The organism is Bacillus sp. 22475, assembly GCF_052044835.1.
In the GTDB taxonomy this organism is placed as follows: domain Bacteria; phylum Bacillota; class Bacilli; order Bacillales; family Bacillaceae_G; genus Bacillus_A; species Bacillus_A cereus.
In genome coordinates this window covers 254,260-274,961 of the sequence record NZ_JBQENW010000007.1, presented here as the reverse complement: position 1 = coordinate 274,961, position 20,702 = coordinate 254,260, and the positions used below count along the sequence as shown (strand labels likewise).

Here is a 20,702-nt window from a genome sequence, read left to right as displayed (position 1 = left end):
CGTTATGAAAAAATTTATTTTAATTTCAAGTTTAGTACTTGCAGTCGGTCTAGGAGTAGGGTGTAGTAATGAGAAAACAAAAAAGACTGATGAGCCGAAAAAAGAAGCTGTGCAGAAAGAAAAGGAATTAACAGCGAAGGATGTTTTCAATAAAGCGAATGAAGCTTTTAAAAACGAAGAAAATGTAACGATGACATATGATGTGGGAATAAAGGCTGAAGGAACAGAGATGAATGTAATAAAGGCCAAAATGCAATTAGAGCCGAAGCAAAAAAATTCTCGTTCTGAAATGAATGTTTCTGGTACAGAGGTTGTTGTTTATGATGTAGGTGGCAAAATTGCTGGTCAGGTGAAAAATCCTAATACGGGTGAAGTGATGTCTGTACCAGAGGAACAATTAAATGCTAACGGAATGAACGCGACTCAAGGAATGGTAGATAATTTAGAGATTCCATCGGAAATTTTAAATAAAGTGAAGATGGAGAAAAGTGGAGATAATTATAAGCTGAAGTTTGCATTAAAAGGGCAAGAGACAGAGAGTATGCTAGCTAGTATGGATGAAAAGCAGAAACAAATGCTACAAGGCCAAAATGCAAAGATAGAAGAAATAGATGGGGAATATATTATTACAAAAAATTTTAAATATGAATCAGCAAAGATAGATATGGTTATGAGTAGCAATGGTAAGGATAAAGCGCACATTATTACGGATGCGAAGTTTACATCGTATGATAAATTTGATCCAATACAATTGCCAGCAGCAAAGTAATCACTGTCAAGAGAGGTACCTGAAAGAACGGGTATCTCTTTTTGTTGCTAATAAGGAGAGTGTCCTTTGAAAAAAAGAAAGATAGCAGTGGTCATTGTCGCATATACGGTTTTGCTTGCAACGTCTGTACATACGTATAAAAAACAAATTGATCATCCTATTATGAGTGATGTAGGTAAATTGCTTCCGACAAAAATAAAACGTGTTGAAAGTGCTACGGAAGAGCACTCGTTAATAAAATTAGTGCGAGATGCAAAAGTTTCAGGAGAGAAAATTTCCATTGCAGGCATGCAACATAGCCAAGGAGGACAGACATATTATCCGAATGGCACGATGCTCGATATGAAAGGATATAATAAAATATTAGAATTCGATCCAGAGAAGAAGCGTATTACAGTTCAAAGTGGTGTCACGTGGAATGATATTCAGAAGAAAATAAATCCATATGGCCTTGCGGTACAGGTCATGCAGTCTCAAAATATTTTTACTGTTGGTGGTTCATTAAGTGTAAATGTACATGGGCGTGATATTCGTCATGAGGCACTAATTGATACAGTAGATTCATTTAGATTGTTAATGGCAGATGGAACGGTACGTAATGTAAGTAGAGAAGAAAATGCAGAGTTATTTCCATATGTCATTGGGGGTTACGGTTTATTTGGAGTTATTTTAGATGTGACGCTGAAGTTAACAGATGATGAATTATATGAAATGCACACGAGAATGATAGATTATAAAGAATACGCATCTTATTTCAAAGAGAAAGTGAAAAGAGATGAGAATGTTCGTATGCACTTAGCGCGTATTTCTGTTGCTCCAAATTCATTTTTAAAAGAGATGTATGTGACGGATTATACTTTGGCACAAAATCAAAATATGAGAGAAGAGTACAGTGAATTAAAGGAAGAAAATATTATAGCTGCACCTAAATTTTTACTTGGGTTATCACGTTATAGTGATTGGGGAAAGAATACATTTTGGGATATACAAAGAGGTTATTTTGAACGTACAGATGGAAAGTATGAGACGCGTAATAATGTTATGAGATCAGATAGTGCTTTTATGGAATATGAAAATCCAAATAGGACCGAAGTGTTACAAGAATATTTTGTGCCTATAGATGCTTTCACGGAGTATATAGATGATTTACGTAACGCATTAAATGAAGAAGAGTTTAATTTACTCAACATTACGATTCGTTACGTGGAAAAGAATGAAAATGCAGTTTTGTCCTATGCGAAAGATGATATGTTTGCGCTGGTTCTTTTGATTAACCAGGGACGCTCAGAGAGTGAGATAAAGAAAACAGAGGATGTCATTCGGAAGATGATTGATGTTACTTTAAAGCATAACGGTAGTTACTATTTGCCGTACTATTCTTATCCAACGAAAGAGCAGTTAAAAAGGGCATATCCTCGTATTGAAGAATTTCTCAAGAAAAAGAAGGAAGTAGATTCAGAAGAGAGATTTGTTAATTTATTTTATAGGGAGTATACGAAATGACATATAGAAGATTTGTGGCTTCGCAAAGTATTATCATGATGGCAGGAAGTATGGTATTTCCTTTTTATATATTATTACTTCGAAACGTTGGAAATAGCTTCTCGCAATTTGGCTGGGCGTATGGCTTATTTGCTTTAACATCAGCACTTGTATATCCACTAGTGGGAAAGGTATCTGATCAAGTAGGTGATAAAAAATTATTAATCATATACGCTTGGTCCATGGCAATCTTAATGCTTTGCTTTCCGATTGCCACAGAAGTATGGCATGTGTATATTCTTCAAATTGTAATGGGAGTTTTAGGTGCTGTGCAGCGTAATACTGAGAAGACTTCATTAGCACGAAAGGTTGCGCAGGAAAAGGCTGGTTATGAGATTGGAAAATACCATGTGTGGACATCCATTGGCGGAGCAGTAGCGGTTATTGCCACGGGATATTTAGTAGATTTCTTTACGATTGGTACAATTTTTTATATTGCATCTATTCTATATGTAGTGAGCGGGATTGTATTAAGTAGTAAAAAAATATAACTATTCCTATTTTCACCTTAATACCCTTTATTTGTTATACTAAAAGGGAATACAAAAGAAAAGGGGACAGTACCTTTGATGAAATTTGTAGTTTTAGCTATTCTTACTTTGTTTTTGATTCCATGGACAAGAAGTAGTAGTAAGCTTCGAGCAGTGGATAAGAAGGGAGATAAGAAGGTTGTAAAGGGTAAGAAATCATCTATTTTAGTTATTCCTGTTTTATTTTGGATAGGTATTGCAATCTATGAATACTTTTGGCTAATTGATGATCGAGTAGACTCGATTCTTACTCATTATTCTGTTGCAGTAGCAATTTTAATTGGGCTTGTTTTATTTTCACAAGATCAAATAGGGAAATTAGAAGGTACATTAAAAGGACTTCTAATGTTTATTTTACTCGCAAGTTACGGCTACTTTGGTTATTTGCACGATATAGTAATCTCGCAAAAGAAATATGATTCTGTTGTTAAGATAGAGAAAGATATTTCAGAGCCATTTACTGAAAATGACCAGCCGTTTACAGTGCCGCCAAAGACAGCGGAGAATAAGATGAAAAAAGTATTTGGTGATATTCCGAAAGTAGCTTATTTTGAGCTAGGAGAATTAACGCCACAAATGGTAAACGGCGAAGCTTTATATGTAGCGCCGATTGAAGTTTCAGGATTTTTTAAAGCGCGTAAAGCTGAGACAATTCCAGGGTATGTAACGATGTCAGGTACGAATCCTGATGCGGAAGCGAAACTGCACCTCGGTTATAAAATGAAATATGTGCCAAGCATGTTTTTTGGTAATAATTTAGAGCGTGTGGTAAGGCAAGCAGAACCAAATTTAATCTTTAAAGGAAAACCTAAATTTGAGGTTGATGATAAAGGAAAACCATATTATACAATGACGTATGGTGAATTTATTTCAGGAAGATCTGGATTTGAGGTAGAAGGTGTTGTCGTAGTAGATGCACAAACAGGAGAAGTGAAAAGATATGATAAAGGAAAGGCACCTAAATTTGTTGATGGTGTATTAAATCATGAGACTGCATCTACGTTAAATACGTACTTTGGTAAATATATTCACGGATTTTGGAATACGAAATTCTCACAAACAGATATGAAAATTCCGACTGAGTGGGGAACGAAAGAAGGCGTGACCCCGATCTTTGGTAAAGATGGAACACTGTATTATTTTACAGACTTTACTTCTCCAAAAGAAGGAGTAGATTCAGCCCTAGGCTATTCATTAGTAGATGCACGCACAGGCAAGCTATATTACTATAATGGAAAAGAAGTGAAGGGGATTATGGATGGTTCAGCAGCTACAGAAGTAGTGGATAATTCCTTTAAGAGAGAGAAATGGCATGGGACAATGCCTGTCATTTATAACGTATACGGAAAACCAGCTTGGATTATTCCGGTTGTTGATGACGGAGGCCTAGTACGTGCACATACAGTTGTATATGCTGCTAATGCAAAAATATTTGCGACAGGTTCGACGCAGAAAGAAGCGCTTGAGAATTATAAAAACGTAATGAGCGGTAATGGTGATACCTTTAGACCAACCTCAACAGGAAAAGAAGCGCAAAAAGAAGGTATTGTACAACGTGTATATAAAGAGAAATCAGGTGAAAATACAATCGTGTACGTACTTTTAGAGAATGAACAAAAGGTATTTATGATACCAGTGAAGAAATTCCCGTATGCTATGTTTACAGAAGTAGGAGACCCAATTCAAATTACATATTTAGATACAGGAGAGACGATGGCCTCGGTATCTAAATTTGTGAATAGCAATGTGAAAAAGTAAAGCGATAGAATTTCTATCGCTTTTTTTTACATTATGAAAGAGGAAAATGCGCTGTACTTGACGTATGTTTATGATGTAACTATAATTGTTACGATTCAGTGTGTATAGGAAAGGGTGAATTGAAAAAGTGAATGAAGTTAATCACGAAATATACAAACCTGTAAAGGCAAACAGGTTATGGATGATTCTTGTATTAGGAACACTTACGGCGATTGGGCCATTATCTATTGATATGTATTTGCCTTCATTACCGAAGTTAACGGATGATTTGCAAACAGGTGCATCCCTAGCGCAGCTTACATTAACAGCTTGTTTGCTTGGGCTGTCAGTAGGACAATTATTTGTTGGCTCAATTAGCGATATTTATGGAAGACGCAAACCACTTATTATTGCTCTTATTATTTATGTTGCTTCTTCTTTACTTTGTGCTGTTGCGCCATCTATTTGGACATTAGTATTATTGCGCTTCCTACAAGGAGCTTCAGGATCAGCCGGGATTGTTATATCACGTGCAATGGTACGTGATATGTACTCAGGTTCTGAAATGACGAAGTTTTTCTCACTGCTTATGTTAGTAAACGGAGCAGCACCTATTTTGGCACCGATTATTGGGGGACAATTATTACAGTTTACAACGTGGCGCGGTGTTTTCATCGTTCTTGGAGCAATTAGCGTATTCATGTTAATCTCAGCTACTTTTGTATTGCGTGAAACATTACCTCCTGAAGAAAGAGAAACGGGTGGTTTGTCAGGGACTTTGGCGACGTACGGAAAATTGTTAAAGGACCGTCTGTTTATGGGATATGCATTGTCACAAGGATTAGTAACAGCGGCAATGTTTGCATACATTTCGGGCTCACCATTTGTGTTGCAGAACATATACGGAGCATCACCACAGCAATTTAGTTTATTCTTTGCGATTAACGGCATCGGTATTATTATTGCTAGTCAGGTAACGGGTCGTTTAGCGGGGAAAGTGAATGAGAAGACATTATTTGTTGCTGGTATTATTATCGCAGCTGTTGGTGGCCTATCTTTACTATTGACAATCGTACTAGGAATAGGTTTAATCGGTGTTTTATGTTCGTTATTCCTTGTTGTATCAAGTGTCGGGGTTGTATCAACAACTGGGTTCTCATTAGCGATGAGAAATCAGAAGCAAGCTGCAGGAACAGCTTCAGCTTTATTAGGCTTATTACAGTTCATTTCAGGAGCGCTTGTCGCTCCGCTAGTAGGTATTGGTGGGAGTAATACAGCGTTACCGATGGGTGTTGTTATTGCGCTTTGTGAAGTAGGAGCAGTATTATGTTATCTATTTATGGCCAGAAGAAGTGAGAAGCAGTTTGAACTGCAACAAAGACAAAATTTAGAGGCTTAACAAAAAAGAACTGATTCAAAGGGAATGTTTGAATCAGTTCTTTTTTTCATTTCTTTGAAATACCTCATACATATTATTCATGATCGTATCATATAAAACAGCAAGTTTATCCCACACCCAGCGATTACTATCGACTTCTTTTTCCCCACAGTCGATAATATCGGTATGGTCAGTAATTTTATACGCTTTTTTAACGATAATAGGAGCAATCTTCGGTATACGTGGAATTTCCTTTAAGGTATCTGCAAAGTTTCCAATGTAGACATGACCGATGATTTCGATTGTTAATGATTTATCCGATATATTTAGCACGGTATGAAATTGATTTGTATGTTGTTGTTTTAAATATTGAGCTAACTTAAATGGAGCATGCTTCTTCTTTAATACGCGGCGAAGGCTCTCTGTATTTTCGATATGAAGTGATTTTTCGCGAATAAGGACACAAATATCTTCTCCCATAAAAGGCATTGTGTTGTACATAGATGATTCTCCTTAAAACCTTACATATGTTTGCGTTATGCATATGTAAGTCTAGCATGGTTTGTTCTTTATGTGTGCTTACAGTTTTGTAAGGTGATGTAGTAAAGCATTGCAAAAGTTATTTGTATAAAGTGACGATACTGTGACAAACATGTTGGTATATATATTACGATGTCGTCTTAAGTGTAAAAAGTAGGGTGTTCTCGGTATAATAACAAGTGGAGATAAAAGAAACTATAATGAGTAATAGCTGTAGATAAAAGGAGAAGAAGAGATGAAGAAGGTTTTGGGTATTGCTGTAATGGGAAGTATGATCCTTCTAGCAGGATGTAATGGAAATAAAGATACGAAAGAACCGAAAGAAAAGGTAGAGCAATCTACTGAACAAACAGAAGAGGTGAAAGAATACCTTGCAGTACATGAAAAATACGATATAAAAATGAATAAAGAAATTAATAAAGCACTGCAGTTATTTGAAGTGGCAAAAGAAAAGGGCGGTAAGGAAATAACGAATGCTACATATAAAGAAGACGTGCAAAAGGTAACAACGAGCATGTTAGAAGATATTGATCATATACGTAAAGAAATTCGTGTTCCGAAGTCGAAAGAGCAAGAACATGAGGTATATGTTGGTTTCTTGAATGAATCAGAACAAGCGATGAAAAAATTACAGAAGTTAGCTAAAGAAGAAGATTCATCGTTGATTCGTGATATAGAAATTAACTTTGCAACAGCATCGACATACTATAAACGTTTTCAAGCAGAAACGAAAAAATAACCTTGCCTGTGCAAGGTTATTTTTTCTTCTTGCCATCTCCGTCTTCATCCTCAGATACTAATATTTTCTGTTCTTCGTGAAATTCGGAAATAGTTTGCCCGGTAATATTATCGAAAGGAGTATAAAAAGAAGTAATACGTTTCTTTTTAATAAAGAGTTTATAGGAGCCGATGATGACAAGTATAACGATTGTTAAGGGTAATCCTATAGTAGCAAGAAGTAAGGGGTCCATCTTATAACTCCTTTAACATCATTTCTTTTTATTATAAGCCGAAAACTGTAATTTCGATAAATGAATTAAAAACTGATTTTTCTAAATTTATCCAATTTGATTGACTTTTCAATTTTTCAGAATTATAATTCGAAATATACAATTTGAACCAAATAATAATATAGCAATTTACTTATCCAGAGAGGTAGAGGGACTGGCCCTATGACACCTCAGCAGCGGGTTCTGTAATAGGAACACCGTGCTAATTCCAGCAAGCAAGTCTTGAAAGATAAGTGATGGGCCTTTGTTTGTTAAGCCTTGATCTTATTTTTTAAGATCAAGGCTTTTTGTATTCTAAAAAGAGAAAAGGGAGTAATGGAAAAAGTACATTCATAAAACAAAGTAAATTCATGTGTTTAGGGGGTTATTGAAGTGTATGTAATTAAAAAATTATCGGTTATGGTGTTCACACTATGGGTTATTACGACAGTGACATTTCTAATTATGCATATTATTCCGGGAGATCCATTTTCATCAGATGCAAAAATCTTTCCTGAAGAAGTGATCCAAAACATGAGAGCGAAGTATCACCTTGATGAACCGTTATGGAATCAATATGTTGCTTATTTAGACGGTGTAGTTCATTTTGATTTTGGTGAATCTGTTCAATCAACCGGGCAAGGTGTATCAGAAATTATAACAACTGGCTTTGGTCCATCAGCAATTATTGGTCTACAAGCACTTGTTATTTCATTGTTAGTAGGAATTGCGGCAGGGACATTTGCTGCTCTATATCATGGGAGAGTAATTGACTATAGTGTGAGTTTGCTCGCAATTTTAGGTATTTCTATTCCAAGTTTTATTTTAGCACCACTATTTATACAAGTATTCGCTATCCAATTTGAGTTTTTACCAGTAGCCTCTTGGGGAACATTCGAACATACGGTATTGCCATCCTTTGCATTAGCGTTAGGGCCAATCGCAGTTATTACAAGGTTTGTTCGTTCTAATCTGATCGAAGTACTGCAGAGTGATTATATTAAGCTAGCAAGAGCAAAAGGTATACCAATTAAGAAGATTATTATAAGACACGCTCTTCGAAATGCGATTGTTCCAGTACTTACATTTGTTGGACCGTTAATGGCTGGACTCTTAACAGGGACTTTCGTTATTGAAAAAATCTTTTCAATTCCTGGCCTAGGAAAATATTTTGTAGATAGTATTTTTAACCGAGACTATCCGGTGATTATGGGAACAACAATTTTCTATAGTGCATTATTAATTGCTTGTATTTTCATTACAGATATTATTCATCGCATTGTTGATCCGCGTATTCGTTCTATTACATAAGGAGGGGGGGATATTTAAATGGGAGCTTATGAGATTAATGAACAGTTATTAACGAAAGAAGAGAAAAAAGAATTAACGATAAATAAAAATCAGCAAACAATTAGCAGAAAGAAAGAAGTGTTTCGTAAGTTTATATCGAATCCAATCGCAGTTTTAGGAACAGTGACGTTATTGCTAATTATTGTTTTCTCGCTTATTGGCGAAAGTTTAACTTCATTCACTGCGAGTGAACAAGTAAAAGAGGCAACAAATTTACCGCCGAGTAGTGAACATTGGTTTGGAACAGATGATCTAGGGAGAGATATTTGGGCACGTACTTGGGCTGGTGGGAAGATTTCACTAACAGTTGGATTAGTAGCAGCTGCCCTCGATATAGGGCTTGGTGTACTGATTGGTGGATTTAGTGGATATGTGAGAGGGCGCAATCGCCTTGGGACATTAATTGATGAGTGGATTATACGAGGAATCGAAGTGTTATACGGTATCCCATATTTATTAATTGTTATTTTACTATTAATTGTTATGAAACCAGGTCTTTTTACCATTATCATCGCCCTTGCATTAACAGGATGGATTGGTATGGCACGTCTCGTTAGGGCGCAAGTTTTATCTTTAAAACAAAGAGAGTTTGTTATTGCAGCGGAGCGATTAGGTACATCACATCTGAAAATTATATATGGGCATTTAATTCCGAATTTAACAGGGATTATTATCGTCAATTTATCATTTACAATTCCAGCAGCTATTTTTTCAGAATCATTTTTAAGCTTTATAGGACTTGGGGTACAATCACCAGCGGCAAGTTGGGGGACGATGACGAATGATGCACTCGGGACATTATTGAGCGGAGAATGGTGGCAGCTATTTTTCCCAGCAATCATGATTGCACTCATTATGTTCGCATTTAATGCAATTGGTGATGGTTTGCAAGATGCAATTGATCCCAAAATCGTAAAACGGAATCGAAAGGAGAAAAAACATGGGACAGCTCTTATCTTTAGAAAACGTAACGTTAGCCGTTGAAAAAGAGAATAGTAAGCAAGCAATTGTGAAACATGTTTCCTTTTCTATTAACGAAGGTGAAATAGTTGCACTTGTAGGAGAAAGTGGTTCAGGAAAAAGTGTCACAGCACAATCCATTATCGGCTTGAATCAAGAATCAATTCATATCGATGATGGGAATATAGCTTTCCAAGCAAAGGAATTAACGAATTTACAAGAGTCAGAATGGAATCAAATTCGCGGAAAAGATATTTCCTTTATATTTCAAGATCCGCTTTCATCTTTAAACCCAACGATGAAGGTAGGCAAACAAATTACAGAAGTAGTTTTGCAACATGGGAAAAAGTCGAAAAGAGAAGCAAAGGAAATTGCGATTAACTTGTTAACAGATTTAGGGATACATGAAGCAGAGAAACGCTTTGAACAGTACCCACATCAATTAAGCGGGGGGATGAGGCAGCGTATTTGTTTAGCAATTGCGTTTGCTTGTCATCCAAAGCTTGTAATTGCAGACGAGCCGACAACAGCGTTAGATGTAACGATTCAGAAACAAATTATGGGGCTATTAAAAGAAAGAAAAGAAAAACAAAATACGAGTATTTTATTAATTACACATGATTTGGCACTTGTACGTGAGGTAGCTGATCGAGTAGTTGTTATGTACGGGGGACGTGTCGTTGAAAAAGGAACGATACAGGAGGTAATAGGTTCTCCTAAACATCCATATACGAAAAGCTTATTACAAGCAATTCCGAATATGGATGATTCCGAAAAGGTATTACGTGCTATAGAAGGAACGACACCTTCCATTGAAACATTAAATAGCTTTGGTTGTCCTTTTGTAAATCGTTGTCCAGTAGCGATAAAAGAATGTATTCATCGTTTCCCAGAGAGAACAACGTATTCTAAGGAGCATAGTTCACATTGCTGGCAGCATGTTCTGGAGCATAATAAAGCGAAATCAAAAGAGAAGGTGAATGCTTCATGACGACAGATTTAATTACTGTAAAACAAGTAACAAAAACGTATGGAAGTAGAAGTAAAGAAATCACAGCGTTAAAAGATATATCACTTTCTATCCCGAAAGGAACAACACTTGGCATTATTGGTGAAAGTGGTTCAGGAAAAACAACACTTGGAAAGCTCATAGCAGGGATTGAGAGTCCAACGTCTGGTGAAATTGATTATAACGGTCAAGTCGTTCACATGCTGAAGTCAGCTCATAGGCGAGATTTTTTACAGAAAGTACAGTTCATTTTTCAAGATTCTACAGCTGCATTAAATCCGCGCTGGAAAGTACGCGATAGCGTAACGGAAGGTTATATTTCATTCGGTTTAGGTGATAAAGGGTTGAAGGATAAAGTAGCGGGTGATGCGCTAGAGCGTGTTGGATTAGATAGAAGATATATTGATCGCTATCCGCATGAATTTAGCGGAGGACAACGTCAACGTATCGCTATTGCAAGAGCGTTATTGTGTGAGCCAGAAGTATTGATTCTTGATGAACCAATTTCAGCATTAGATGTTTCATTGCAAATTCAAATTGTACATCTGCTGCAAAAAATTCAAAAGGAACAAGGCTATACATATTTATTTATCGCACATGATTTGCCGATGGTTCACTATTTATGTGAAAAAGTGGCTGTCTTATATAAAGGAGAACTTGTTGAATTTGGAAATACGGACGAAGTGTTCCGTAATCCACAACATTCTTATACAAAAACATTGTTAGCATCAACACCAAAAATTTCGGGTTAAAGGAGAATGTAGGATGAAGAAGTTTTTACTGTTTATCATTATGACTGTTTTAACGATTACTTCGGTCGCTTGCGGTAAGAAAGAGACGCAAAAGGCGAGTGCTGGTAAGGGAGAAGGCGATCGATTAGTAACGAATATTAGTAGTGATCCATACACACTTGATTCTGCTATTGCAACAGATAGCACGTCAGGTTATATAATTGGGCAGTTGTTTTCAAGTTTATATACGCAAGATAGTGATGGGAAATATCAAAATGAATTAGCGGAGAAAGAAGAAGTAAATGCTGATGGAACTGAATATACAATTCATTTGAAGAAAGATATTAAATGGTCAGATGGTTCGCCTATTACAGCAAATGATTTTGAATTTGCATGGAAGCGATTATTAAATCCAAAAACGGGTTCTATGAATGCGACAGAAATGTATTTTATTAAAGGGGCAGAGGCGTATAATACTGGAAAAGGTGAAGAGGGGCAAGTTGGTATTCAAGTTGTTGATCCTCAAACATTAAAGGTAACCCTTGAACACCCAGTTGCTTCTATTAAACAAAAACTAGCAAGCTCACTATTTATTCCATTAGCTAAAAAGTCGATTGATGATAATAATAAATTAAAAACAGATCCAAAAGAGTTAATTACGAATGGGCCATTCACGTTAAAAGAGTGGAAGCATAACCAGGCTATTACAATACAAAAAAATAAAGAATTCTATGATAAAAAGGTAACATTAAAAGAAATTGAGTTTCGTATTATTCCAGACTCTAAAACAGCGTATCAATTATTTAAATCAAAAGAATTAGATTTACTAAGTGGTTTACCACAAGAGATGATTGAAAAAGAAAAAGGAAATAAAGAATATAAGCGTGTTGCAGGATTCTCATCTTATATTTATTCGTTTAACGTAGAAAAAGAGCCGTTTACAAATGCGAAGGTACGTAAAGCATTTTCATTAGCGGTTGATCGTAAATTTATCGTTGAAAAACTGTATAAAAATAATGCGCAAGAAGCATATGCATTCGTTCCAGAAGGAGCAAAAACACAAAGTGGCCGTGATTTCCGTAAAGAAAAAGGTGATTACGTTAAATTTGATCCAGCAGAAGCGAAAAAGTTATTAGAAGAAGGCATGAAAGAACAAGGTTGGTCTACATTACCTGAAGTAACATTAAAATTCACTACAGATACACAACATAAAAAAGTAGCAGAAGCAATGCAAGAAATGTTTAAGAAAAATCTTGGCGTAGATATTAAATTAGAAAATAAAGAGTGGAAGAGTTACATCGACACATACAAGCAAAGTGATTTCCAATTAGCTTATATGGGATGGGGCGGCTCTTTATTAGATCCAATTACTAAACTAGATTTATATGCAGGTGATGGTCCGAATAACTATGCAAAATGGCATAATAAAGAATTTGACGCTTTAATAAAAGAAGCAAAAGTTGAACAAAACGAGGATAAGCGCTTTGAATTATTACATAAAGCGGAAGATATTATGTTTACAGATTCACCATTAATCCCAATTATTTTCCCAAGTGCCTCATATTTACAAAAATCATCAGTATCCGGTGTCCAATTCATTATTGGTTCTAGTCCAGAATTAAGATACGCAAAAATTAAAAAATAAAGAAGTAGGCAACCGCCTACTTCTTTATTTTATTTCTCTTTTATATTCTTTTTTCGTTCCATCAGAGAAGACAACTTCTAAATCGAATTTTTGATAGTCTTTATCAAGTTTGAACACGTTCACTACTTGATCGATTACTTCTTGGTCAGGAGTATCTTTATCAAATTTTAATTCTTGTAGAAGTGGGCTTAATTTTTTGATAGCCTCGTCTCCTGTTAATTTTACATCTGCTTTATGATCTTCAATTTTTGCTTCCATTTTCTTATCAGCTGCTACATTTTTATAGTCTGCTTCGTAGTCTTTCTTTGTATCTTGGTAGTCTGCCTTTAAATCGAATTCATTGAAGTTTAGTTTTAAATCTGCAGGAGCCTCATTTTTTGCTTCTTCAGTCGTCTTTTTATTAGAAGTTGTGTCTTCTTTTGCAGGAGCTTTACATCCTGTTAATGCAGGTACTAGCATAAGAGCTAATAAAACTGATAGTAGAATTCTCATTATAAATTCCTCCTTATGTAAATTCGTTCTATACAAGTTTTTCCCAAAAACATGTAATTATGTATGTGTTGAAAATAAATTATTATCCTGCAGTCACGAGGGCTAATCCGCAATTTAAATCAAAAACGATTTGTATGTATATGGTAAATTGAAGTTGTGAGGAGGTACTGAAATGCTTTCTAAAACGTATCAAACGATCGGTGAATTATTTCAAGCAACATATGCAGCAAATGGCTATTATACAATAATATTCGGAGGAGTTAGTTTAGAGAGAAATATTATTTCATTATTAGTTATTGTATTGGTTACACAATTAGTAGCAGTGACGACTTTAGCTATAAAAGGAATGGTAAAGGGAAGAGGAAGCTCTGTAGTTAAAGTTGTATAAAAGTAAAAGGTATCCTTCGTAGGATACCTTTTTACTTTTGTTATTTTGCAACTTCTGTCCACTTATAGTTAAATTCACCGCCGAAGTCAGTCGTTACAAGTCCTTTAATGAAAGAGCGTTGTAAGTAAGAACGACCTTGTTGGTATAAAGGAGCGACAGCGCCGTCTTGTAATAGAATTTTTTCAGCTTGCTTCATTGCTTCAAAGCGTGCTTTTTCATCGCCAGCTAAATCTGTTTTCACTTTATGAATGAGCTCATCGTACTCTTTGTTAGAGTACTTATCGAAGTTATAAGCACTATCTGTTGTAAATAAATCTAAGAATGTAATTGGATCAGCGAAGTCAGGGCCCCAGCCGTCAATACCAATTTCATAGTCACCACTTAATAGTAGTTTCACCTGTTGTTTACGTGGTTGCGGTTTTAAATTCACTGTTAATCCATCTAAGTTCTTTTCTAACTCACCTTTTAAATATTCACCAGTCTTTTTAGCTAAAGCATTGTCACTTGTTAATAGTTCGATTGTTACTTTGTCAGTACCAAGTTCTTGTTTTGCTTTTTTCCAGTTTTCTTTCGCTGTTTTCACATCATCCTTGACTAGATTTCCATTTTCTTTACGGAAGTCATTGCCTTCTGAACTCTTTGCAAATTTCGCAGGAACCATTCCTTCAGCTGGAATAGCACCGTTATTTAAAATTGTTTCTACGTAAGCCTTTTTATTCATTGCGCCGTTAATAGCAAGGCGTGCATGTTGATTTTTTAATGTTTCATTTTTCTGATTTAGTCGTAAGAATTGAATGCCGACTTCAGCGCGTTCCTTAAAGTTTGGATCGCTCTTATATTTATCAACAAACTCTGCAGTTAAAGCAACGCGATCAATTTGTCCTGAATCATATAAGTTCACTTCTGTAGACTTATCTTTAACGACATTGAAGTTGATCTCTTCTAATTTTACCGTTTTAGCATCCCAATAGTTAGGGTTTTTCTTCAATTGGAAACTTTGTTCGTGTTTCCAGTTATCTAATGTGAAAGCACCGTTGTAAATTAAATGATTTGTTTCTAAACCGTATTTATCGCCCTGAGACTTTAAGTACTCTTCATTAATTGGCAAGAATGTTGAGAATGTCGTTAAGCTTAAGAAGTAAGGAACAGGACGGTCTAGTTGTACTTCTAGCGTTTTGTCATCAACAGCTTTGACCCCTAGTTGATCAATTGGTAATTGCTTTTGGTTTATTTGTTTCGCATTCTGTACATCGAAGAATAAGAATGCGTATTCAGCTGCTGTATCAGGATTTACGGCACGTTGCCAAGCAAAGACGAAGTCCTTTGCTGTAACAGGAGTACCGTTTGACCATTTTGAATTACGCAGATGGAATGTATATTTTGTTTTATCGGGACTAATGTCAACCGACTCAGCAACACCAGGAATCGGTTTATTATCTTCTCCCATTGCATATAAACCTTCAAAAACATTGCGCATTACATTCATGGATTCCCCATCCGTTGCTTTTGCAACATCCATTGTTGGAATTTCTGAAGCGAATGATAAGTTAATTGCTTGTTTATCAGGTACTTTATCGTTTGCTTTCGCTCCGCCTGCATTATCTTTATTTCCCCCACAAGCAGTTAGTAATAGACTTGCCCCTAAAACAGATGCAACAACAGGTACAACTTTTTTCTTCATTGTTCGTTCCTCCCTAAATGTGTTGTTCGTAACGTCATAATGTCCATGTCTTGAAGTAGCTATAGAAGGAGATAGAACCTATTATAAATATTTGTTTATAGGTAATCAGGTGTTCTATATGTATATACATGTTGAGCTATAATCTATCGTTATATGTTTCAACTTAGTAGACATTATATTTTGATGGTGAAATATTTTGTTTCTTTGATTATTTAGAATATTAACACTGGAAAGAACTATATGTCAATAATAAAAATAGGATGTTAATTTCTTAGAATAATATATTAAAAAAGTAAATTCTCTTGTGTGAGAGAACCTGCTTTTAATATATTTTGCTAAAAAAACAATTGATGTGGGCTAATAATAAGTGGGGATGAAGAACCCCCACTTATTACGGTTTTACTTTATTTTTCAATTTTTGCCCACTTGAAGTTTAATTGACCCGCAAAGTCTACTTGCACAATTCCTTTCACATAAGAACGTTCTAAATAAGATTCGCCTTTTTGGTAAAGAGGAGCGATAACAGAGTCTTTAAATAATATTTTCTCGGATTCTAGTAATGCTTCCCAGCGAGCTTTTTCATCACCAGCTAAAGTTGTTTTCACTTTTGCTATTGTTTCATCGAATTCCTTATTAGAGTAATGATCTAAGTTATAAGGGTTATTCGTTGTAAATAGCTCAAGGAATGTAATTGGATCCGCAAAGTCAGGGCTCCAGCCGTCAATTCCGATTTCGTAGTCACCTTTTAATAAAAGCGAAACTTGTTGCTTACGCGGTTGCGGTTTTATATTTATTGTTAATCCATCTAAATTCTTTTCTAGTTGCCCTTTTAAGAATTCACCAGTTTTCTTATCAAGGTCAGCATCACTCGTTAATAATTCTAATGTTATCTTTTCAGAACCAAGCTCTTGTTTAGCTTTTTCCCATAACTTTTGTGCAGATTTTGTATCAACTTTTGTTAAATCGCCGTTTGCAGTACGGAAGTCTTTTCCTTCAGGTCCTTTTGCAAAGTTTTTTGGAACGAGACCAAATGTTGGTGTAGATCCATCATTTAATAACGTATTTACAAAGGATTTTCTATCAATTGTTTGATCAATTGCTTGGCGTGCAGAAACGTTTTGAAGCACTTTGTTTTGTTGATTCATACGTAAAAATTGTACGCCTACGTTTGGACGTTCTTTAAAGTTAGCATCCTTTTTATATTTATCGACGAAGTCAGATGTTAGTTTTATACGATCTAATTGTTTTGACTCGAATAAATTTACTTCTGTTGATTTTTCTTTTACGACGTTAAAATTGATTTCTTCTAGTTTGACAGTATCTTTATCCCAATAGGTAGGGTTTTTCTTGAATTTAAAGCTTTGTTCGTGCTTCCAATCGCTTAGTGTAAAAGCTCCATTGTACAAGATTGTATTATCTTCTAAAGCGTACTTATCACCTTGTGCTTTAAAGAATTCCTCATTAATTGGTAGAAATGTTGGGAACGCTGTTAAGCTAATAAAATAAGGAACAGGACGCTCTAATTCTACCTCAAACGTATGTTCATCAACTGCTTTTACACCAAGTTGGTCGGCTGGAAGTTCTTTGTTGTTAATTTTTGTTGCGTTTTTAATATCAAAGAATAGAAATGCATATTCAGAGGCTGTTGCTGGATCTACGGCACGTTGCCAAGCGAACACAAAATCTTTCGCTGTAACAGGAGTGCCGTTTGACCATTTTGAATCTCGTAGGTGGAATGTGTATTTTGTTTTATCGCCACTTACTTCATGAGATTTTGCAACGCCAGGGAAAGGTTTGTTACCTTCACCAAGATTATACAAACCTTCAAATACGTTTCTCATTACTTGACCAGAATCAGTATCTGTAGCACGAGCCGTATCCATTGTTCGTATTTCAGTAGGTGAAGATAAGTTTAAAACCTGTTTACTAGGTGCCTCGTCTTTTGCATTTGCTCCGCTCGCTTCGTTTTTATAACTACCGCAACCAGTTAATAAAATACTTACTCCTACAACTGATGCAATACCGGGTACAAACTTCTTTTTCATTTGATTTTCCTCCTAAATAATTAAGTTTGGATGATGATGAGGGAAATGAAAAATAAAAAATCCCTCTTTTCATATTGAGAAAGAGGGATTTTTACGTACAAGTTATGCACCCGTATATAAACGAAGTCCCTCATTCTATCTTTCAAGCATAAAGCTTGCAGGAAGTGGCACAGTATTCAAAATGAACCTGTTGCCGAGGTTTCAAAGGGCCAGTCCCTCCACCTCTCTTGATACAATGAGTAAACGAATAAATTTTATTAATTTTTGTGTTTCTTTGATAATTCAAAATCTTACACCTTGAATAATGAAGTGTCAACTAAATGAAATATAGTTTAAATTTTCAGTTTTCTGAAATAAAAAAACCACTGCATATGGCAGTGGTTTTTCTACTAGAAGTTAAAGTTATCTGGATCTGGACCAACGCGACGATCTTCATTTAAAGCTTGAAGTGCTTTCATATCATCAGCACTTAATTCAAAGTCGAAGATGTTTGCATTTTCAATAATGCGATGTTCTTTAATTGATTTGGGAATTGTTACAACTTCGTTTTGTAAATCCCAACGTAAAATAATTTGCGCAGTTGATTTATTATATTTTGTCGCAATTTCTTGTAACGTTGGATTATCTAGTAGTTGTCCTTGCATTAATGGTGACCAAGCTTCAAGCTGGATATTATGTTCTTTACAGAATGCATGTAACTCTTCTTGTGCTAAACGTGGGTGGTATTCCACTTGGTTGACCATTGGCTTAATTTCAGCAATTTCAAATACGTCTTGTAAGTGGTGAATGTGGAAATTACTCACACCGATAGCGCGAACACGGCCATCTTTATAAAGTGTTTCTAATGCTTTCCATGATTCAGTATATTTCCCTTTTACAGGCCAATGTACTAAATATAAATCTAAATATTCTAGACCTAATTTCTCTAATGTAGTTTCAAATGCTTGAAGTGTTGTTTCATATCCTTGATCGCTATTCCATACTTTTGAGGTAATAAATAATTCTTCACGTGAAACACCGGATTCACGAATCGCTTGCCCAACGCCTTCTTCATTTTGATAGATTGCTGCAGTATCGATGCTGCGGTAGCCATTTTTAATTGCTGCTTTTACAGAATCAATTACTTCTGAACCATCTTCTACTTTAAAAACACCTAAACCAAACCAAGGCATTTTTACACCGTTATGTAATGTTGTATAGTCTTTCAAACTTGTTAAAATCATATTATTTCCCCCTAGCTTTTTTGTTTGTTGCTTCTACTGCTTTTTGAATTGCCTCTGAAAAATTATATTCGTATAAAGTTTTGAGACCCTCAGCTGTGGAACCACCTGGCGTTGTTACTTGTTCGCGGAGGTTAGCTGGATTTTGCGTTTGTTCGAGCATAGAAGCAGAGCCAGAAATCATTTGAATGACAAGATGTTTTGCGGTTTCTTCATCAACTCCATAACTTTTTGTTGCTTCAATTAAGCTTTCAGCAAAGTAATAAAGGAAGGCTGGTGCACTTCCAGTAACTGCAGTAAGCTGATGAACTTCTTCCTCAGTACAAAGTTGCGAAGTACCAATACCTCTTAAAAGCAGTTGCAGGGTTTCTTGATGCATCTCGGTTACTGATTGTCCCATTGTATATAAGGAGATAGACTTTCCTATTTCAGCAGCTGTATTAGGCATAATCCAAGCAACAGGTGTGCCTTTTGGGAGTCTAGCTTCTAAATAAGATGGTCCAATGCCAGCTGCTACTGTTACGACAAGTTGATTTGATATTAACGGAGATAGCTCAGCTAATAATTCTTCATGAGCAGAAGGTGGCATTGCTAAAACAACCGTATCGACAGATGTAATATGCTGCTTCCAATCCGTTGTAATATACACATTATATCGCCTTTGTAATTGTTCTAACTTTTCTACGTTGCTTCGGTTAGAGATGATAATTTCTTCGATGTACTCTTTGCTTGTTTTAAGTAATCCGGAAAATATAGCTTCTGCCATACGACCAGCACCAATAAATAAAATTCGATGTTTGTTAGGCATATCCTTTATTCCTTTCTAGTAGAGATATGTTATAAAAACGATATCATCTTTAAGAGAATTTTGTAAAAAGAAAAGACTTACCGTAGATGGAATGGATAATGAGAAGGCGGAAATTCATGGTAAAGGAAAGGGCTATTCCTTATACTGGTAATAGGGAATTTATTACACATCTGGGGAGAGATAAATATGGTTAGAAGTCCACTTTTTTTACTTGTTTCTAGTATTATTTGTGTATTAATTGGATTGTATATTCAATCGAGTTATATTGAAATTTTCGCATCAATTATGGGGATCATTAATGTTTGGTTATTAGCGAGAGAAAAAGTATCCAACTTTTTATTTGGCATGATTACTGTGGCGGTATTTCTATATATTTTTATTACACAAGGTTTATATGCAATGGCAGTATTAGCCGCTTTTCAATTTATCTTTAACGTATATGGTTGGTATTATTGGATTGCACGAAGTGGGGAGGGAGAGGTAAAAGCAACAGTTCGTTTAGATTTGAAAGGGTGGACCTTTTATATAAGTTTTATTTTAGTTGCTTGGATTGGTTGGGGTTATTATCAAGTCCGTTATTTGGAGTCAACAAGTCCATATTTAGACGCTTTAAATGCCGTATTGGGACTAGTGGCTCAATTTATGTTAAGTCGAAAAATATTAGAAAACTGGCATTTGTGGATTTTATATAACGTAGTTAGCATTGTAATTTATATTTCTACTGGTTTATACGTTATGCTAATATTAGCTGTTATTAATCTCTTTATATGTGTAGCTGGTTTGCTAGAGTGGAAGAGCAATTATAAGGGACAAGAACATACAGATAATTATATCTAGAAAATAATTAGAATTGAAAAACCCCTGAAGCATATATGCTTCAGGGGTTTA

Annotated in this window: 20 protein-coding genes and 2 riboswitches; of the genes, 13 read left to right on the top strand and 7 right to left on the bottom strand. The window is 35.5% G+C overall.

Annotated features, from left to right (window positions below; translation table 11 throughout):
- The first annotated feature begins 4 nt into the window (after positions 1-4).
- The 5 genes from ACTJJY_RS14540 (at position 5) to ACTJJY_RS14520 (ending at position 5,977) form a co-directional block, all read left to right on the top strand.
- Positions 5-769, top strand: coding sequence for a hypothetical protein (locus ACTJJY_RS14540; protein ID WP_440605799.1), 765 nt, complete (start codon positions 5-7; stop codon positions 767-769).
- 66 nt (positions 770-835) lie between these two features.
- Entirely contained in the window at positions 836-2,272 is a 1,437-nt protein-coding gene (locus ACTJJY_RS14535; RefSeq protein WP_141550445.1) for an FAD-binding oxidoreductase, read from the top strand.
- Complete coding sequence (locus ACTJJY_RS14530) at positions 2,269-2,802, top strand: MFS transporter (RefSeq protein ID WP_000222367.1); 534 nt, start codon at positions 2,269-2,271, stop codon at positions 2,800-2,802. Before ACTJJY_RS14535 ends, ACTJJY_RS14530 begins: the two co-directional genes overlap by 4 nt.
- Positions 2,803-2,880: 78 nt before the next feature.
- On the top strand, positions 2,881-4,599 hold the full coding sequence (locus ACTJJY_RS14525) for a DUF3981 domain-containing protein (RefSeq protein WP_440605812.1): 1,719 nt from the start codon (positions 2,881-2,883) through the stop codon (positions 4,597-4,599).
- A gap of 118 nt (positions 4,600-4,717) precedes the next feature.
- Positions 4,718-5,977, top strand: coding sequence for a multidrug effflux MFS transporter (locus ACTJJY_RS14520; RefSeq protein ID WP_223266695.1), 1,260 nt, complete (start codon positions 4,718-4,720; stop codon positions 5,975-5,977).
- Between the two features lie 33 nt (positions 5,978-6,010).
- On the opposite strand, the gene ACTJJY_RS14515 is transcribed toward ACTJJY_RS14520, so the two are convergent.
- The gene (locus ACTJJY_RS14515) at positions 6,011-6,457 is read right to left on the bottom strand and encodes a hypothetical protein (RefSeq protein ID WP_440605798.1); all 447 of its coding nucleotides are present in this window, start codon (positions 6,455-6,457) and stop codon (positions 6,011-6,013) included.
- Positions 6,458-6,731: 274 nt separating this feature from the next.
- Between ACTJJY_RS14515 and ACTJJY_RS14510 the strand changes: the two genes are divergently transcribed.
- Complete coding sequence (locus tag ACTJJY_RS14510; RefSeq protein WP_440605797.1) at positions 6,732-7,235, top strand: hypothetical protein; 504 nt, start codon at positions 6,732-6,734, stop codon at positions 7,233-7,235.
- Between the two features lie 16 nt (positions 7,236-7,251).
- Here ACTJJY_RS14510 and ACTJJY_RS14505 read toward each other — a convergent pair whose 3' ends face one another.
- Entirely contained in the window at positions 7,252-7,467 is a 216-nt protein-coding gene (locus ACTJJY_RS14505) for a DUF3951 domain-containing protein (protein WP_000371395.1), read from the bottom strand.
- Positions 7,468-7,636: 169 nt separating this feature from the next.
- A riboswitch (SAM riboswitch) is annotated at positions 7,637-7,742 on the top strand.
- Positions 7,743-7,878: 136 nt separating this feature from the next.
- Between ACTJJY_RS14505 and ACTJJY_RS14500 the strand changes: the two genes are divergently transcribed.
- From ACTJJY_RS14500 to ACTJJY_RS14480, 5 genes are read left to right on the top strand one after another with little or no spacing between them, the layout of a single operon-like run.
- Complete coding sequence (locus ACTJJY_RS14500) at positions 7,879-8,796, top strand: ABC transporter permease (protein WP_440605796.1); 918 nt, start codon at positions 7,879-7,881, stop codon at positions 8,794-8,796.
- Between the two features lie 18 nt (positions 8,797-8,814).
- Positions 8,815-9,819: an ABC transporter permease gene (locus ACTJJY_RS14495; protein ID WP_440605795.1), complete on the top strand. Its 1,005-nt coding sequence runs from the start codon at positions 8,815-8,817 to the stop codon at positions 9,817-9,819.
- Positions 9,776-10,786, top strand: coding sequence for an ABC transporter ATP-binding protein (locus ACTJJY_RS14490; protein ID WP_440605794.1), 1,011 nt, complete (start codon positions 9,776-9,778; stop codon positions 10,784-10,786). Before ACTJJY_RS14495 ends, ACTJJY_RS14490 begins: the two co-directional genes overlap by 44 nt.
- Positions 10,783-11,556, top strand: a complete 774-nt coding sequence (locus ACTJJY_RS14485; protein WP_440605793.1) for an ABC transporter ATP-binding protein — start codon at positions 10,783-10,785, stop codon at positions 11,554-11,556. Before ACTJJY_RS14490 ends, ACTJJY_RS14485 begins: the two co-directional genes overlap by 4 nt.
- 13 nt (positions 11,557-11,569) lie before the next feature.
- Positions 11,570-13,180, top strand: a complete 1,611-nt coding sequence (locus tag ACTJJY_RS14480) for a peptide ABC transporter substrate-binding protein (RefSeq protein WP_440605792.1) — start codon at positions 11,570-11,572, stop codon at positions 13,178-13,180.
- 24 nt (positions 13,181-13,204) lie between these two features.
- Here ACTJJY_RS14480 and ACTJJY_RS14475 read toward each other — a convergent pair whose 3' ends face one another.
- Positions 13,205-13,672, bottom strand: a complete 468-nt coding sequence (locus tag ACTJJY_RS14475) for a YusW family protein (protein ID WP_440605791.1) — start codon at positions 13,670-13,672, stop codon at positions 13,205-13,207.
- Between the two features lie 172 nt (positions 13,673-13,844).
- Here ACTJJY_RS14475 and ACTJJY_RS14470 point away from each other — a divergent pair, with 172 nt between their 5' ends.
- On the top strand, positions 13,845-14,060 hold the full coding sequence (locus ACTJJY_RS14470; RefSeq protein ID WP_000949587.1) for a hypothetical protein: 216 nt from the start codon (positions 13,845-13,847) through the stop codon (positions 14,058-14,060).
- Positions 14,061-14,100: 40 nt separating this feature from the next.
- On the opposite strand, the gene ACTJJY_RS14465 is transcribed toward ACTJJY_RS14470, so the two are convergent.
- From ACTJJY_RS14465 to proC, 4 genes are all read right to left on the bottom strand, one after another.
- Complete coding sequence (locus ACTJJY_RS14465) at positions 14,101-15,741, bottom strand: ABC transporter substrate-binding protein (protein WP_440605790.1); 1,641 nt, start codon at positions 15,739-15,741, stop codon at positions 14,101-14,103.
- Positions 15,742-16,145: 404 nt separating this feature from the next.
- Positions 16,146-17,786, bottom strand: a complete 1,641-nt coding sequence (locus ACTJJY_RS14460) for a peptide ABC transporter substrate-binding protein (RefSeq protein WP_440605789.1) — start codon at positions 17,784-17,786, stop codon at positions 16,146-16,148.
- A gap of 132 nt (positions 17,787-17,918) precedes the next feature.
- Positions 17,919-18,023, bottom strand: a riboswitch (SAM riboswitch).
- 152 nt (positions 18,024-18,175) lie between these two features.
- A complete protein-coding gene (locus ACTJJY_RS14455) occupies positions 18,176-19,009 on the bottom strand; it encodes an aldo/keto reductase (protein ID WP_440605788.1) in 834 nt (277 codons plus the stop codon).
- A 1-nt stretch (position 19,010) separates the two neighbouring features.
- Entirely contained in the window at positions 19,011-19,814 is an 804-nt protein-coding gene (gene proC / locus ACTJJY_RS14450) for a pyrroline-5-carboxylate reductase (RefSeq protein WP_440605787.1), read from the bottom strand.
- Between the two features lie 186 nt (positions 19,815-20,000).
- Here proC and pnuC point away from each other — a divergent pair, with 186 nt between their 5' ends.
- Positions 20,001-20,651, top strand: a complete 651-nt coding sequence (gene pnuC, locus ACTJJY_RS14445) for a nicotinamide riboside transporter PnuC (protein ID WP_440605786.1) — start codon at positions 20,001-20,003, stop codon at positions 20,649-20,651.
- Positions 20,652-20,702: the final 51 nt, after the last annotated feature.